Origin of the sequence: Kitasatospora sp. NPDC096204 (assembly GCF_044763205.1) — a bacterium.
Lineage (GTDB): Bacteria > Actinomycetota > Actinomycetes > Streptomycetales > Streptomycetaceae > Kitasatospora.
Genome location: NZ_JBIWFT010000003.1, coordinates 269,431 through 284,989 on the forward strand (window position 1 = coordinate 269,431; position 15,559 = coordinate 284,989).

General features: G+C 72.6%; 13 protein-coding genes and 1 tRNA gene. 6 read left to right on the forward strand and 8 right to left on the reverse strand.

Translation table 11 applies throughout. The annotated features are described in order from the left end of the window. Positions 1-9 precede the first annotated feature (9 nt). From aroA to hisN, 4 genes are all read left to right on the forward strand, one after another. Complete coding sequence (aroA, locus tag ACIQ87_RS04610) at positions 10-1,341, forward strand: 3-phosphoshikimate 1-carboxyvinyltransferase (protein WP_402401422.1); 1,332 nt, start codon at positions 10-12, stop codon at positions 1,339-1,341. Positions 1,342-1,356: 15 nt separating this feature from the next. Next, a complete protein-coding gene (gene rsgA, locus ACIQ87_RS04615; RefSeq protein ID WP_402401425.1) occupies positions 1,357-2,409 on the forward strand; it encodes a ribosome small subunit-dependent GTPase A in 1,053 nt (350 codons plus the stop codon). A gap of 127 nt (positions 2,410-2,536) precedes the next feature. Then, positions 2,537-2,860 carry a DMT family transporter gene (locus ACIQ87_RS04620; protein WP_402401428.1) on the forward strand — a complete coding sequence of 108 codons (324 nt, stop codon included), beginning with the start codon at positions 2,537-2,539 and terminating at the stop codon, positions 2,858-2,860. 41 nt (positions 2,861-2,901) lie between these two features. Further along, positions 2,902-3,699: a histidinol-phosphatase gene (gene hisN / locus ACIQ87_RS04625; RefSeq protein WP_402401430.1), complete on the forward strand. Its 798-nt coding sequence runs from the start codon at positions 2,902-2,904 to the stop codon at positions 3,697-3,699. A 131-nt stretch (positions 3,700-3,830) separates the two neighbouring features. Here hisN and ACIQ87_RS04630 read toward each other — a convergent pair whose 3' ends face one another. Next, a complete protein-coding gene (locus tag ACIQ87_RS04630; RefSeq protein WP_402401433.1) occupies positions 3,831-5,306 on the reverse strand; it encodes a catalase in 1,476 nt (491 codons plus the stop codon). A gap of 104 nt (positions 5,307-5,410) precedes the next feature. Here ACIQ87_RS04630 and ACIQ87_RS04635 point away from each other — a divergent pair, with 104 nt between their 5' ends. Continuing rightward, on the forward strand, positions 5,411-5,824 hold the full coding sequence (locus ACIQ87_RS04635) for a Fur family transcriptional regulator (protein ID WP_402401436.1): 414 nt from the start codon (positions 5,411-5,413) through the stop codon (positions 5,822-5,824). A 94-nt stretch (positions 5,825-5,918) separates the two neighbouring features. Here the strand turns inward: ACIQ87_RS04635 and ACIQ87_RS04640 are convergent, their stop codons facing one another. From ACIQ87_RS04640 to ACIQ87_RS04650, 3 genes are all read right to left on the reverse strand, one after another. After that, positions 5,919-7,895 (reverse strand): tetratricopeptide repeat protein, encoded by a 1,977-nt coding sequence (locus ACIQ87_RS04640; RefSeq protein WP_402401439.1) that lies wholly within the window; start codon positions 7,893-7,895, stop codon positions 5,919-5,921. A gap of 368 nt (positions 7,896-8,263) precedes the next feature. After that, a tRNA-Met gene (locus ACIQ87_RS04645) sits at positions 8,264-8,337 on the reverse strand. A 64-nt stretch (positions 8,338-8,401) separates the two neighbouring features. Further along, entirely contained in the window at positions 8,402-11,350 is a 2,949-nt protein-coding gene (locus ACIQ87_RS04650; RefSeq protein ID WP_402401868.1) for a UPF0182 family protein, read from the reverse strand. A gap of 157 nt (positions 11,351-11,507) precedes the next feature. Here ACIQ87_RS04650 and ACIQ87_RS04655 point away from each other — a divergent pair, with 157 nt between their 5' ends. Then, entirely contained in the window at positions 11,508-12,080 is a 573-nt protein-coding gene (locus tag ACIQ87_RS04655) for a PPA1309 family protein (protein WP_402401442.1), read from the forward strand. Positions 12,081-12,192: 112 nt separating this feature from the next. On the opposite strand, the gene ACIQ87_RS04660 is transcribed toward ACIQ87_RS04655, so the two are convergent. The 4 genes from ACIQ87_RS04660 to ACIQ87_RS04675 all read right to left on the reverse strand — a co-directional run bounded on the left by ACIQ87_RS04660 (position 12,193) and on the right by ACIQ87_RS04675 (position 15,540). After that, positions 12,193-13,302 (reverse strand): PDZ domain-containing protein, encoded by a 1,110-nt coding sequence (locus ACIQ87_RS04660; RefSeq protein WP_402401444.1) that lies wholly within the window; start codon positions 13,300-13,302, stop codon positions 12,193-12,195. A 42-nt stretch (positions 13,303-13,344) separates the two neighbouring features. Then, the gene (locus tag ACIQ87_RS04665) at positions 13,345-13,536 is read right to left on the reverse strand and encodes a hypothetical protein (protein WP_392913660.1); all 192 of its coding nucleotides are present in this window, start codon (positions 13,534-13,536) and stop codon (positions 13,345-13,347) included. Positions 13,537-13,792: 256 nt separating this feature from the next. Further along, a complete protein-coding gene (locus tag ACIQ87_RS04670) occupies positions 13,793-14,233 on the reverse strand; it encodes a molybdenum cofactor biosynthesis protein MoaE (protein ID WP_392873376.1) in 441 nt (146 codons plus the stop codon). Between the two features lie 158 nt (positions 14,234-14,391). Then, positions 14,392-15,540, reverse strand: a complete 1,149-nt coding sequence (locus ACIQ87_RS04675; RefSeq protein ID WP_402401448.1) for an NAD-dependent epimerase/dehydratase family protein — start codon at positions 15,538-15,540, stop codon at positions 14,392-14,394. Positions 15,541-15,559: the final 19 nt, after the last annotated feature.

The window sequence follows — 15,559 nt, forward strand, 5'->3', positions numbered from 1 at the left end:
ACTTGCCCCATGACCGAGACCCTGTGGCCCGCCCCCGTCGCGACCAGCCCCGTCGACGCCACCGTCACCATCCCCGGCTCCAAGTCGGTCACCAACCGGGCCCTGGTGCTGGCGGCACTCGCCGACGGGCCGGGCTGGGTGCGCCGCCCGCTGCGCAGCCGCGACTCCCAGCTGATGGCCGACGGCCTGCGCGCCCTCGGGGTCACCATCGAGGAGAAGGTCAACAACGACTCCGGCGGCACCGGCGGCGGCGAGGCCTGGCGGGTCATCCCCGCCCCCGCCCTGCTCGGCCCCGCCTCGGTCGACGTCGGCAACGCCGGCACCGTGATGCGCTTCCTGCCCCCGCTCGCCGTCCTCGCCGACGGCCCGGTGCACTTCGACGGCGACCCGCGCTGCTACGAGCGCCCCCAGCACGGCGTGATCAACGCCCTGCGCGCGCTCGGCGCCCGGATCGACGACGGCGGCCGCGGCGCCTTCCCGCTCACCGTGCACGGCACCGGCTCGCTGGACGGCGGCCCGGTCGAGCTGGACGCCTCCTCCTCGTCCCAGTTCGTCTCCGCCCTGCTGCTCTCCGGCGCCCGCTACAACCACGGCATCGAGGTCCGCCACGTCGGCGGCCCGGTCCCGTCGCTGCCGCACATCCGGATGACCGTGGAGATGCTGCGCCTGGCCGGCGCCCAGGTCGACGCCCCCGAGGACGGCGGCGAGAAGGACGTCTGGCGGGTCACCCCGGGCGCCCTGATCGGCCGCGACCTGGTGGTCGAGCCGGACCTCTCCAACGCCGCGCCGTTCTTCGCCGCCGCCCTGGTCACCGGCGGCCGGGTCACCGTGCGGGACTGGCCCGGGCACACCTCCCAGCCCGGCGACCAGCTGCGCGAGATCTACACCCGGATGGGCGGCGCCTGCGAGTTCACCGACGAGGGCCTCCAGTTCACCGGCACCGGCCGGATCCATGGCATCGAGGCCGACCTGCACGACGTCGGCGAGCTCACCCCGGTGATCGCCGCCGTCGCCGCGCTCGCCGACTCCGAGTCGCACCTGTACGGCATCGCCCACCTGCGCCTGCACGAGACCGACCGGCTCGCCGCGCTCGCCAAGGAGATCAACGACCTGGGCGGCGACGTCACCGAGACCGAGGACGGCCTGCGGATCCGCCCCCGCCCGCTGCGGGGCGGCATCTTCCACACCTACGAGGACCACCGCCTCGCCACCGCCGCCGCCGTGCTCGGCCTCGCCGTGCCCGGCGTGGAGGTCGAGAACGTCGCCACCACCGCCAAGACCCTCCCCGACTTCCCGGCGATGTGGGCCGAGCTGCTCGGCGAAGCGGCGGCGGGCGCCTGAGCGGAGACTGAGCACATGCGCCGCTACGGCAAGGACGCCGACGAGGACGACATCCGCAACCGCCCCGCCCGCCGGGGCTCCCGGCCGCGGACCAGGATCCGGCCCAAACATGAGGACGCCGCCGGGGCGATGGTGCTGACCGTCGACCGCGGTCGGGTCACCTGCCTGGTCGACCCGGGGACGAAGCAGGAGCGCCAGGTCGTCGCCATGAAGGCCCGCGAGCTGGGCCGCAAGGGCGTCGTCGTCGGCGACGTGGTCAACCTGGTCGGCGACCTCTCGGGGGACGCCGACACCCTCGCCCGGATCGTCCGGGTCGAGGAGCGCGGCTCGGTGCTGCGCCGCACCGCGGACGACGACGACCCGTACGAGCGGATCGTGGTCGCCAACGCCGAGCAGCTGGCCATCGTCACCGCGCTGGCCGACCCAGAGCCGCGCCCGCGGCTGATCGACCGCTGCCTGGTGGCGGCGTACGACGCGGGCATGGAGCCGCTGCTGGTGCTCACCAAGTCCGACCTCGCGCCGGCCTCGACGCTGCTGGACTCCTACGCCCCGCTCGGCATCAAGTACGTGGTCACCCGCCGCGACGAGCTGGAGACCACCGGCGCCGAGGCCGTCCGCGAGCACCTGCGCGGGCTGTCCACGGTGTTCATCGGCCACTCCGGCGTCGGCAAGACCACCCTGGTCAACGCGCTCGTCCCGGACCGCCAGCGGCAGACCGGGCACGTCAACGCGGTCACCGGCCGCGGCCGGCACACCACCGTCTCCGCCCTGGCTCTGCGGCTGCCCCCGCCGCCCGGCGCCAAGCCGGGTTCGAAGAAGGCCCTGAACCCCGGCTGGGTGATCGACACCCCCGGCTTCCGCTCCTTCGGGCTCTCGCACATCGACCCGTCCCGGGTCATCCACGCCTTCCCCGACCTGGAGCCCGGCACCGTCGGCTGCCCGCGCGCGTGCAGCCACGACGAGCCGGACTGCGCACTGGACGCCTGGGTCGCGGACGGCCACGCGGAGGCCGCCCGGCTCTACTCGCTGCGCCGGCTGCTGGCCAGCAAGGAGGGCGAGGCCGACTGAGTCCGCCTTCCCCCGTTCTTCCCCGGGGTTGGTGGCCCGTTCGAGGTGTCGGAGCGGCCCCTCCTGGCGATCATAGGAAAGTCGGGCCATCCGCGGTCCGACCGTCGATCGACAGGAAGGGCACCCGATGGCATGGGCCCTGGTGGTCCTGGCCGGCCTGCTGGAGACCGGCTTCGCGGTCAACCTCAAGCTCAGCGAGGGCTTCACCAAGCTCTGGCCCACCATCAGCTTCTGCGTGTTCGCCCTCGGCAGCTTCGGCCTGCTCACCATCTCGCTGAAGACCCTGCCGGTGGGCCCCGCCTACGCGGTGTGGACGGGCATCGGCGCGGCCGGCACCGCGATCTACGGCATGCTCTTCCTCGGCGAGAGCACCTCGGTGCTCAAGCTGGTCTCGATCTCGCTGGTGATCGCCGGTGTGATCGGCCTCCAGCTCAGCGGCACGGCGCACTGAGACCGAGCACCGCGGCGCACCGACCGGCTAGGGTTTCCGGCATGGCCGACTACCACGACGATCTCCGACTCGCCCATGTCCTCGCCGACTCGGCCGACTCGGTCACCCTGGAGCGTTTCCGCGCCCTCGACCTGAAGATCGAGACCAAGCCCGACCTGACGCCGGTGAGCGACGCCGACAAGGCCGCCGAGGAGCTCGTACGCAGCGTGCTCCAGCGCGCCCGGCCGCGTGACGCCGTCCTCGGCGAGGAGTTCGGTCTGCAGGGCTCGGGCCCGCGCCGCTGGGTGATCGACCCGATCGACGGCACCAAGAACTACATCCGCGGCGTCCCGGTCTGGGCGACCCTGATCGCCCTGCTGGAGGACGGCCCGGACGGCGTCGAGCGCCCGGTGGTCGGCATCGTCTCGGCCCCGGCGCTGCAGCGGCGCTGGTGGGCGGCCAAGGGCCTGGGCGCGTTCGGCGGCCGCAGCCTGGCCAAGGCCTCCCGGCTGCACGTCTCCGCTGTCTCCCGGATCGAGGACGCGTCCTTCTCGTACTCCTCGCTCACCGGCTGGGAGGAGCGCGGCCGTCTGGACCCGTTCCTGGACCTCACCCGTGCCTGCTGGCGCACCCGCGCGTACGGCGACTTCTGGTCGTACATGATGGTCGCCGAGGGTGCCGTCGACATCGCGGCCGAGCCCGAGCTGTCGCTGTGGGACATGGCGGCCAACTGCATCATCGTCGAGGAGGCCGGCGGCCGCTTCACCGGCCTGGACGGCGTCCCCGGCCCCGGCGGCGCCGACGCCGTCGCCTCCAACGGCCTGCTGCACGAGGAGGCCCTGCGCCGGCTGAGCGTCTGAACGGCCGGGGCCTCGGAGGTGTGAGCGCCTGAGCGCCTGACTGTCCGAGCGCCTGGGGTGTCCGAGAGACGGTCGCGGCCCCCTGACCGGTGGGAGCCGGTCAGGGGGCCGCCGCCGTGCCGGCCCGGTGCCTACTGCTTGCGCAGCTCCCGGACCGCCGCGTCCAGCCGCTGCCCGAAGTCGGCGTCGGCCTTGCGGAAGTTGTCGACCGCGCGCTCCACGATGTCCTCGCGGTCGGCGGAGACCTTGGCGATGAAGCCCGACAGGTTGCCGATCAGGCGCTGCTTCTCCTCCTCGGAGAGCAGCCGGTACAGGTCGCCGGCCTGCACGAAGTCGTTGTCCTCGGCGTGCGAGGGCGCGGCGTGGGTGCCGGTGGAGCCGTCGACGGCGGTCGCGGCCCACAGCGGGCGGCCGGTCTCCACCGGGCCGCCGAAGCTGTTCGGCTCGTAGTTCTTCCGCCGGCCGTGGCGGCCGTCGTACAGGTAGCCGTCCCGGCTGTTGGTGCGCGCCTCGGTGGCGTGCGGGCGGTTCACCGGCAGGTGGTCGGCGTTGATGCCGACCCGGTAGCGGTGGGCGTCACCGTACGCGAACAGGCGGCCCTGGAGCATCTTGTCGGGGGACGGGCCGATGCCGGGCACGAAGTGCGCCGGGGAGAAGATCGACTGCTCGACCTCGGCGAAGATGTTGTCGGGGTTGCGGTTGAGCTCCAGCTTGCCGATCTCGATCGGCGGGTAGTCGGCGTGCGGCCAGACCTTGGTGAGGTCGAAGGGGTTGAAGCGGTAGTTCGCCGCGTCGGCCGCCGGCATGATCTGGACCTGCACCGTCCAGCTGGGGAACTCGCCGCGCTCGATCGACTCGCGCAGGTCGCGCTGGTGGCTGTCCGGGTCCTGGCCGGCGAGGGTGTTGGCCTCGTCCTGGGTGAGGCTGCGGATGCCCTGGTCGGTCTTGAAGTGGTACTTGACCCAGAAGTGCTCGCCGGCCTCGTTCTGCCACTGGTAGGTGTGCGAGCCGTAGCCGTTCATGTGCCGGTACGAGGCGGGGATGCCGCGGTCGCCGAAGAGCCAGGTCACCTGGTGGGTGGCCTCGGGCGACAGGCCCCAGAAGTCCCAGACGTTGTCCGCCTCCTGGGAGCCGGTGTACGGGTCCCGCTTCTGGGTGTGGATGAAGTCGGGGAACTTCAGGGCGTCCTTGATGAAGAAGACCGGGGTGTTGTTGCCGACGAGGTCGTAGTTGCCGTCCTCGGTGTAGAACTTCACCGCGAAGCCGCGCGGGTCGCGCACCGCGTCGGCCGCGCCGAGGTTGCCGGCCACGGTGGAGAAGCGCAGGAAGACCTCGGTCTGCTTGCCGACCTCGGACAGGAAGGCCGCCCGGGTCCAGGGCGTCACGTCGGCGGTCACGGTGAAGGTGCCGTACGCGCCGGCGCCGCGGGCGTGCACCACGCGCTCCGGGATCCGCTCGCGGTTGAAGTGCGCGAGCTTCTCGAACAGCTGCTGGTCCTGGATGAGCGCCGGGCCGCCGACGCCGGCCGTCTCGGTGTTCTGGTTGTCGGCGACGGGGGCACCCGCCTCCGTGGTCAGGGTCGGGCGCAGCTCGTCCTGGGTCGTCATGGGTGTGCCTCCGCGATGTCCGGTCGTGATGACACGATCCTAACTTGGACTTTGTCCAAGTCAACACTGGAACCAATCTCAGAGCCTGACCTACCCTGGATGACATGAGCGACCTGCTGGAGAGACTGCGCGGAAGAGGCTGGCGGCTGACCTCGCAACGCCGGGTCGTGGCCGAGGTCCTGGACGGCGAGCACGTCCACCTCACCGCGGACGAGGTGCACACCCGCGCGACGGCCCGGCTGCCGGAGATCAGCCGCGCCACCGTCTACAACACGCTCGGCGAACTCGTCGCCCTCGGCGAGGTCATGGAGGTCGCCACCGACGGCCGCGCCAAGCGCTACGACCCCAACGCGCACCGCGCCCACCAGCACCTGGTCTGCTCGGGCTGCGGCGCGATCCGCGACGTCCACCCCCAGGGCGACCCGCTCGCCGCCCTCCCCGCCGCCGAGCGCTTCGGCTTCGCCGTCACCGCCGCCGAGGTCACCTACCGCGGCCTGTGCCCCGACTGCCGGCCGTGACCGGACCGATCCGACCTGGCCTGGCCTGACCTGGCCTGACCGCCAGGTCCGACCCGACTCCCGCCACCCGCACGGGACTTGGCAGGGCCAGGCGCTACGCGCTCAACTCCGCGTCGAGCGCGCCCAACAACCGCCCGGCCCGCTCGGCCACCTCGGCCGGCCCGGAGTCGATCGCCCGCCGGCACCAGTTCTCCGCCTGCACCGGCTCCCCGCGCCGCAGCGCCAGCAGCGCCAGGCGCAGCGCCGCCCGACCGTGCCCGGCGTCCGCGGCCCGGGTGTACCAGAGCATCGCCTCCGCCTCGCTGTCCTGCCGGGCCAGCAGCAGCCCCAGGTTGAACGCGGCACTGCGGCTGCCCGCCTCGGCGGCCCGCCGGTACCAGCTCTCGGCGATCTCCAGCGCCCCGCGCTCGGCCGCCCGCACACCCATCCGCACCTGCGACCGGCGGTGCCCGGCGTCCGCCGCCAGCGCGTACCAGTGCTCGGCCTCGGCGTCCGCGTCCCCGCGCCGGTCCAGCAGCGAGGCCAGCCGGAACGCGCCCTCCGCCGAACCGCCCGCCGCCGCCTGCCGGTAGCGCTCCAGCGCCCCGGCCAGGTTGCCGCGCTGCTCCTGGACGACCGCCAGCTGCAGCGCCGCCTCGCCGTGCCCCTCGGCCGCGGCCCGCGCGTACCACTCGTGGGCCTGCTGCTGCTCGCCGCGCCCGGCGTGCAGCACCCCGAGGTTGAACGCGCCGTCCACGCTGCCGGCCTCGGCCGCCTTGGAGAACCAGGGCTGGGCGCCGGACTCGTCGCCGCGCTGCAGCAGCACCACGGCCAGCGCGTTGCAGGCCTCCCGGTGCCCGGCGTACGCGGCCCGGCGGTACCACTGCTCGGCCTGCTGCTCGCGGCCGGTGCCGGCGCAGAGCAGGCCGAGGTTGAAGGCGCCGTTCTGGTCGCCGGCGTCCAGCGCGACGCGGTACCAGTGCTCGGCCTCGGCGGCCTCGCCGCGGCTCGCGTGCAGCGCGCCCAGCGCGTTGGCGGCGTTGCCGTCCCCGGCCTCGGCGGCCTCCTGCCACCACTCGGCGGCGGCCGCCAGGTCCCCGGAGTCGCGCAGCAGGAAGCCCAGCGCGCACGCCGCGCGCGACTCCCCGTTCTGCGCGGCCTGCCGGTACCAGCGGGCCGCCTCGTCCAGCAGCGACCGGTCGGTGCGGGCACGCTCCTCCAGCAGCACGCCCAGGCGCAGCGCGGCGCGGGCGTGGCTGCGGGCGGCGGCGGTGCGGTACCAGGTCTCGGCGGTCTCCTTGTCCCCGGCGGCCTCGCGCATCCGGGCCAGCCGGTAGGAGGCCTCCCGGTGCCCGGCGTCGGCGGAGACCTTGAACCAGCGCTCGGCGCGCACGTCCCGCCGGTGCTCCATCAGGTCGCCCAGCGCGTAAGCGCCCAGCGGGTGGCCGTGGTCGGCGGCGAAGTGCAGCCAGTACTCGGCCGCCTCCTCCTCGCCCTGGTCGCGCAGTTGCAGCCCGAGCGCGTGCGCGGCCGGCGCGCTGCCGGCCACGGCGGCGTGGCGCCACCACTGGCCGGCCTCGGCCCGGTGGCCCTGCTGGTGCAGCAGCACACCGAGGTTGTTGGCGGCGGCGCGCACCCCGGCGGCCGCGGCGGCGCGCAGGTACGGCTCGGCGTCCTCCAGCTCCCCGCGGCGCAGCAGCAGGGTGCCGAGCCGGCAGGCGGCGTCCGGGTCGCCGCCGTCGGCGGCCTGCCGGTGACGGGCCTCCAGGGCGGCGGACTCGCGGGCGGCCAGGGCGGTCTCGAAGCTGGTCGAGTCGAGGCCCGCCGGGTCGAGCGCGGCACCGGTGGCCGACTTCCCGCCGGCGTCCTCCCCGTACGCGCCGACGGCGGCGGCGAACTGACGGGTCGACACGTGGACCAGGCTGTCAGGCCCGTAGCCCGGGGCCGGGGGGCGTTCGGACAGTCCGCTGGTGCGCTGGGCGGGCAGGGCTCCGGGGTGGTTGGCGGTGGCCTCGGCGCTATCCGCCCAGGCGTCGGTGTCCGCCTCGACGGCCGCCGAGGACCTGGCGCCTGACTTGCCGATCAGCCTCATGCCGACTCCCGCTCCCCCAGAGTGTCGCGGCATCGTGCCCCGGCGCGCGGCCGGGGGGACTCCCAGGAGAGGCGCCGGACCCGACGGCCGGTCAGCGGCCGTGCACCGTCCCCCATGTGTCCCATCGTCGCATCACCCAGTACCCGCGTACACCTGCCCCGGCCGAATTCCGGCGGGGCCGACCCGAAGCCGACGGAATTGCTTCGGCGCTTTGTCGATTTCCCGACACTTCAACCCCACAAACCCCGCTGCCGTCGTCCTTGGCGACGGTCGATAGTACCGGAGCGGTTCCTGCCGCTTCCGGGGCGAGAACGGCACGGAAAACACCAGAGGCCCGGAGGAAGGATCCTCCGGGCCTCTGGCCTTTGTAGCGGGGACAGGATTTGAACCTGCGACCTCTGGGTTATGAGCCCAGCGAGCTACCGAGCTGCTCCACCCCGCGTCGGTGATTGAACCTTAGCACGGGTGCGGGGTGGAACGGAAAACGGTTGCCGCAGCTCAGCGGGCTACGGCTGCGGAGCGGGCGATCCGGCGCCGGTGGCACCGGGGGCGGGAGTGCCGCCCGGGGCCGGCGCGGCACCGGCGCCGCGCGCCGCCTCGGCGGCCTTCAGGGCGTCGCCGAGCGCCTTCTGGGCGTTGCCGTACGCCACCCAGTCGCCGTTCTTGAACGCCGTCTGGCTGTCGCCGTACGCCTTCTGCGCGTCCGTGAGCGCCTTCTGGAGCTCCGGCGAGATCGTCCCGCCCGGCGCCGGCGTGGTCGGGTTGGTCGGCGCGGTCCCGGTCCCGGGCGTGGACGGCACGATCGGGGTGGTCGCCGGGGGCGCCCCGCCGAACACCTTCTTCAGCGCGGCCTCCAGGGTGTCCTCGAACGCCACGTTGTCGTCCCCGTACACCGCCAGGACCTTCTGCATCGTCGGGTACTTGGCACCGCGCCCGCGCACGTACACCGGCTCGATGTTGAGCAGCCCGCCGCCGACCGGCAGGGTCAGCAGGTTGCCGTACTCCAGCTCCGAGTCACCGCCGCTCTTCAGCAGCGTGATCTGCGAGGCCACCTCCTGGCGGGAGTTGAACTTCGACTGCACCAGGCCGGGGCCCGGGGCCCCGCTCTCGCCCGTCATCTTCAGGATGCGGATCTTCCCGTAGTCGTCCCCCGGGTCCGCGTTGACGGCCATGAACGCCGCCAGGTTGGGCCGCTGGTTGGGCACGAAGGTACTGGTCAGCGAGAAGCTCGCGGCGTTGGTGTCCGGCATCCGCACCGTCACGTAGTACGGCGGCTGGACCTGCTTGGTGTCGCTGGTCGGGTCCACCGGGGTCTGCCAGATGTCACTGCCGTTGAAGAACGAGTTCGCGTCGGTGACGTGGTACTGGCCGAGCAGGTCGCGCTGCACCTTGAACATGTCCTGCGGGTAGCGCAGGTGCGGCATCAGCGTCTGCGGGATGTCCGCCTTCGGCTCGACGGTGCCGGGGAAGGCCTTCATCCAGGTCTTCAGCACCGGGTCCTTGTCGTCCCACTGGTACAGCTTCACCTCACCGGTGTAGGCGTCCACCGTGGCCTTGACCGAGTTGCGGATGTAGTTGACCTGGTTGGCGGCCGTCAGCAGCTCACCGCGCTGATTGGTCAGCGAGTCCTTGGTGGCGGTGCCCAGCGTCGTCTTCGAGGAGAACGGGAAGCCGTCCGAGGTGGTGTAGCCGTCCAGCACCCACAGGATCCGGCCGTCCTGCACCACCGGGTACGGGTCGGCGTCGATCGACAGCCACGGCGCGACCTTCTCCACCCGCTCCTTCGGCGTCCGGTTGTAGATCACCTTGGCGCCGTCGGTGATCGCCCCCGCGTAGAGGATCTGAGGCTCCGCGAAGCGCACCGCGTAGGCGGCACGGGTCAGCGGGTTGTCCAGCGAGACCCCGCTGTCGCCCTCGTACGTGGTCTCCGCGTTCTGGCCCGTCTTGGTGTCGGTGTAGTCGATCTCCTTGTTGGAGCCGCCGACGATCGAGTACGTGGTGGTCTTCTCGCCGTAGTAGATCCGCTGCTGGTAGTCGCCCAGCGTGCCGGTGGCCGGCAGACCCGACTCGGTGAACACCGGCTGGCCCTTGTCGTCGACCTGGTTGCCCTTGGCCACCACCGCGCCGTAGCCGTGGGTGTACTTGAAGTGGTCGTTGATCCAGTTGCGCTGCACGCCGTTGAGGTCCAGCTCGCGCAGGCCGATCACACTGTCCTGCTTGTCCTGCCCGCTGCCGTACCGGTCCACGTCCAGCGTGTTCGGGAAGGCGTAGTAGTTGCGCTGCTGCTCCAGCGACTGGAACGCCGGCGAGACGACGTTCGGGTCCAGCAACCGGATGTCCGAGATGGTCTGGGCGTCCGGCTTGAGCGCGTCCGCGGTGGCCGTGCCCTGCGGGGTGTACGGGATGGTCTGCGCGTCGGCGATCCCGTACGCCTGACGCGTCGCGTCGATGTTCTTCTGGATGTACGGCGTCTCCTTGGCCTGCTCGTTCGGCTTGACCTGGAACTGCTGCACGATCGCCGGGTACAGCCCGCCGATCAGCACCGCCGACAGCACCATCAGCCCCAGGCCGATCAGGGCCGGGGCCCAGGTGCGGCGGATCGGGGTCAGGAAGAACAGCACCGCGCAGATGATCGCGACGAAGAACAGGATGGTCTTGGCCGGCAGGAACGCGTTGGCGTCCACGTACCGCAGGCCGGTCCACCCCGAGACGCCCTTGTACGAGCCGGTCTTCACCGCCAGCGCGTACCGGTCCAGCCAGTACGCGACCGCCTTCAGCAGCACGAACACGCCCAGCAGCACCGCCAGGTGCCCCTGCGCCCCCACGCTCGCCCGGCGGCCCGGACCCTGCAGCCGCAGCCCGCCGTACAGGTAGTGCACCATCGCCGACGTCAGCAGCGAGACGATCACCGCACTGAACGCGAAGCCCAGCACGAACTCGTAGAACGGCAGGTCGAACGCGTAGAACGAGACGTCCATGCCGAACTGGGCGTCCTTCTCACCGAAGGAGGTCGCGTTCGTCCACATCAGCCAGGTCCGCCACTGCCCGGAGGCCGCGGCACCGGCCACCAGACCGATCACCAGCGAGACGCCGATCAGCGCCCAGCGCTTGAACGGCGCCAGGCCCGACCGGTAGCGGTCCAGGCTCTGCTGCTCCACCGACATCGCCGACAGCGGCGGCCGCAGCCGGTGCGCCAGCCAGATGTTGAAGCCGACGATCACCGCCATCAACAGGCCGAAGACCCCGAACAGTCCGACCTTCGTCCACAGCTGGGTGGTGAACACCGAGGAGAAGCGGACCGACTTGAACCACAGCCAGTCCGTCCAGAAGCCCGCGAACATGACGAACAACAGGAAGAGCACCGCGAGCACGCCCAGGGTCAGCAGGGCCACCCGCGCCCGCCGGGAGGGCGGGCCTACCCTTCGCCGGAAACCCGGCCCTGAGCGTTCGGGCATCTGGAAGACCACGGTGGCACCTCGGCTGTGTCGTCTGAATGGGGTCGGTCGTCAGAGAAACTTAACCAGGCTTTGGCCGAGTTCCCACCGTTAGCAGACGGTTACGACAGCCACCCGCCCGGCGGGCGCGCCCCGCCCGGCGTGTGAGGATTGAGGCATGTCCGACGCGTCTGATCTGAACAACTCCCCCGACGACGTCTCCAAGCTCCCGGCCGCCACCCCGCTGACCCGGGCCGCGCTGGAGATCGACGAGTACGCCGCCACCCTCGGCTGGGACCTCCCGGCCCGACTCTTCGCCCTGGTGGACAGCGCCGCCCTGCGCAAGGCCAACCCCAAGATCGCCAAGCAGCTCGGCCTCGCCGAGGGCGACGAGGCCGGCCTCACCCCGATCGAGCAGGACGAGCTGCCCGCCGGCATGGAGCTCGACAAGTTCCTCGGCACCATCGCCTGGCCCGACTCCGTGGCCGGCTGCGCCCTGGTCGTCGAGCGCCTGATGCTGCCCCCGGGCGCCGAGCAGTCCCGCCCGCGGGGCGCCAGCGACGCCCAGCTCGCCGAGTGGGTGGCCAACCACCCCAAGCGCGAGGAGGTGCGGATCACCGCCGCGGTGCTCCGCGACGGCAAGAAGGAGATCGCCCTGCGGCTGCGCTCCAAGGACGTCGCCCGCGAGGTGCTGACCGGCCCCGACCTGGTGCCCGGCCTGACCGACGCGCTGCTGGCGACCTTCTCCTGACGCCTTCCCGGCGGCGGCCTTCCCGGGCCGCCGGCGGCTCCTTGGCCCGGAGGTTCGCCGACGGCTCCTTGGCCCGGAGGTTCAGCGGCCCGGCGGCTCCTTGGCCCGGCGGCTACTTGGCGGCGCAGGACGGCAGCGCGGAGGTCTGCCCGGAGCGGACCTGCTCCAGCGACTTCAGCGCGCCGTCCAGCGTGTCCGCCTTGATCAGGGTCAGCCCGGACGGGACGTTCTTGCTCGCCTCGGCGCAGTTCGAGGACGGGGTGAAGAAGTACTGGGCCCCGGCGTCCCGGGCGGCGATCAGCTTCATCGAGATGCCGCCGATCGGGCCGACCTTGCCCTCGTCGTCGATGGTGCCGGTGCCGGCCACGAACTTGCCGCCGGTGAGGTCACCGCCCGGGGTGAGCTTGTCGATGATGCCGAGCGAGAACATCAGGCCCGCGCTCGGGCCGCCGACGTCCTGCAGGCCGATGTCGATCTGGAACGGGTAGGTGTGCCGGAGCCCGGTGCCGATGCCCACCACCGCGAGCTCCGCCCGCTCGGCCGGGGCCTGCGGGTCGAGGTCCTTGGCCCGTGCGGTCGGCACCGTGACGTCGGTCTTCCCGCCCGCGGCGGCGGCGCCGTTGCCGTCCTTGACCCGCGGCACGACGGTGAAGACCGCCGACTCGCCCGGCTTGTGCTTGGTGACGGCCGCGACCACCTGCTCGACCGAGCCCACCGGGGTGCCGTCCACGGCCACGATCTGGTCGCCCGCGTGCAGCCGCCCCTCGGCCGGGGCGCCCGCGGTGACCGACTTCACGATCAGCTCGCTGCCGACCGGGATGCCCAGCTGCTTGAGCGCCGCGGTGCGGGCGCTGTCCTCGGAGGAGGCGAACTCCTCGGCGTTCTGCTTCTTGGCCTCCGCGTCCGACTGCCCCTTGGGGTAGACGTTGTCGTGCGGCACCACCAGCACGTCGTCCCGCAGCCAGCCGACCACCGCGTTGACCAGGCTGGGCTCGTACTTGGCCCCGGTGACCTGCACCGTGGTCATGTTCAGGTTGCCCGTCGTCGGGTACGAGTCGTGCCCGCTGATGCTGATCACCGGCTTGCCGCCCTGATTGCCGAGCGTGTTGTACGTCGGCCCCGGGCTCATCTCCGTGTACGGAACCTTCATCAGCACCGAGACGCAGAGCAGCGCTATGAGCAGCAGGGTGGCAGCGAGCATCGTCGCGGAGCGGCGTGGCATGCCTCGACAGTACGGGACGGGCGTGAACAGGCGCCCGCCGGGCTACCTGCCGGAGCCCTCCCCCGGGGCCGCGGTGCCCGCGGTGGTGCGCTCCATGGCGGCCATGAAGCGCTGGTGTTCGGCGAGCGAGGCCGGATCCCCGGCGGCCCGCGGTTCCCGCTGGGCCCACAGTGCCCAGAGGCCGGCGGCGACGCCGGCGACACCCGGAATGATCAGCCAGGCGAGCGCACTCATACCAGTACTCCCAGCTCGTCGTGTCTATGAGCAGATTAACCACTCCGGCGGACAACGCGGCCGGCGCCGTCCGGGTTACGGGACGGCCGATCGCTCACTTCCGGGGAGTATTCGGAGCGCCGTCACAGGCCCGTTGGAGTGAGATCCCGGCGCGCCTCACCCGTCGGACGCGCGAGGTGTGCCGATCGGTTCCGCGCGGTGCGCAGGCCGGTTCCGCGAGGCGCGCCGGTCGGTTCCGCCGGGCCGGGAGCGGTCCTCAGCAGCCGCCGGCGCCGACCCACTCCTCCTCGCCGTCGGAGAAGACCTGGTGCTTCCAGATCGGCACCTCGTGCTTGAGGTCGTCGATCAGCCGGCGGGCGGCGGCGAAGGCCTCGCCGCGGTGGGCGCAGGAGACGGCGACGATCACGGCCTTGTCGGTGATCTCCAGCCGGCCCACCCGGTGGACCGCGGCGAGCGCCCGGACCGGGAAGTCCGCGGCCACCTTCTCGGCGATCCGGCGCATCTCCCGCTCGGCGGTGGGGTGGCAGCTGTACTCCAGCGCGGAGACCGACTTTCCGCCGTCGTGGTCCCGGACCGTCCCGACGAAGACGGTGGTGCCGCCCGCCGCGTCGTCACCGACTGCCTCGTACACCTCGTCCAGCGAGAGCGGGGTGTCGCGGATGGCGAGCAGGCGGATGGGGTCGTGGTTCTCGGACATGGCCCCATGATTCCCCATCCGGCACCGGACGGGGCAAGCCCCCTTCCGCATCACGAGGCGGGGATTTCGCATCGTGAGAAGCCCCGCCGCCGCCCGCCGACCCGCCCCGTCGGCACCGGCCGGTCAGGACCGCCACCCACCGACCCGGCACCGGCCGGTCAGAACCGCCGCCGCCTGCGGGCCCGGCGCACCAGCGCCGCCGTACCGACCAGCGCCACCGTCGCCCCGGCCGCCCCCAGACTGGTCGCCGCCTCCTTGCCGCCCAGCCGGCGCCCGGCCACCGCGTGCTTGCCGGACACCTGCTCCAGCAGCTCGGCCAGCACCTGCTCGTTGGTGTGCGCCGGGCGCCAGCCCGCCTCGTGCAGCCGGCTGCCGGACACCACCCACGGGTACATCGTGTACGCCAGGTCCCCGGCCGGGGCCGGGGTCAGTCCCAGCCGGTGCAGCCGCGCCGCCGTACCGAGCGCCAGCGAGGCCGGCAGCTCCATCCGCCGGATCCCGGACAGCCGCTCCACGTCCTCCTGCTCCAGCCAGCCGTCACAGCCGACCGTCACCTCGCCCTCGACCAGGCCCAGCACCGCGTACTCCAGCGCCGCCGCCAGGTCGTCCACGTGGCAGAACTGCCAGCACGGCCGGGACCCGGCCACCACCAGCAGCCGGGGTGCCTCGAAGTGCCGGGTCAGCACGGTGTCCACGCCGGGGCCCACCACCACGGCCGGGCGCAGCACCGTCACCTGGAGGCCCGGGTGGGCGCGCGGCGCCCGGCGGGCCAGCCGCTCGATCTCCAGCAGGTCCCCGACCAGCGAGGCCTCCTCGGTCGCCCGCAGCTCGGAGTCCTCCGCCAGCGGCACCTCGTTGTCGGCCAGCGCCCCGTAGACCATCGCCGACGTGCACAGCACCACCCGGTGCACCCCGGCGGCCGCGGCGGCGGTCAGCACCGTCTGGGCGCCGCGCACGTTGTAGGCGCTGCGGGCCCGGGCGTCGGACTCCATGCCGAAGTCCATCGCCAGGTGCACCACCACGTCGACCCCGGCCAGCCGCTCGGCCACCGCCGGGTCCCGCACGTCGAGCACCCGCCACTGCACGCCCGGCACGTCGCCCCGCCGGTCGTCCACCGCGAGGACCTTCCGCACGTGCGGAGATGCCACCAGCCGGGCGGCGACCCGCTCGCCCAGCACTCCCGCGGCACCCGTGACCGCCACGGTCAGCAGCCGACCGCCGTAGGCTGGAGGCGGCGACTCCGTGGTGTCCGACGCGTCCTCTCCTCCGGTCAGCCCAGAGCGAACGTCCGAGGGCGGGGAACTCACCGGCCATCCTCCACGGTTA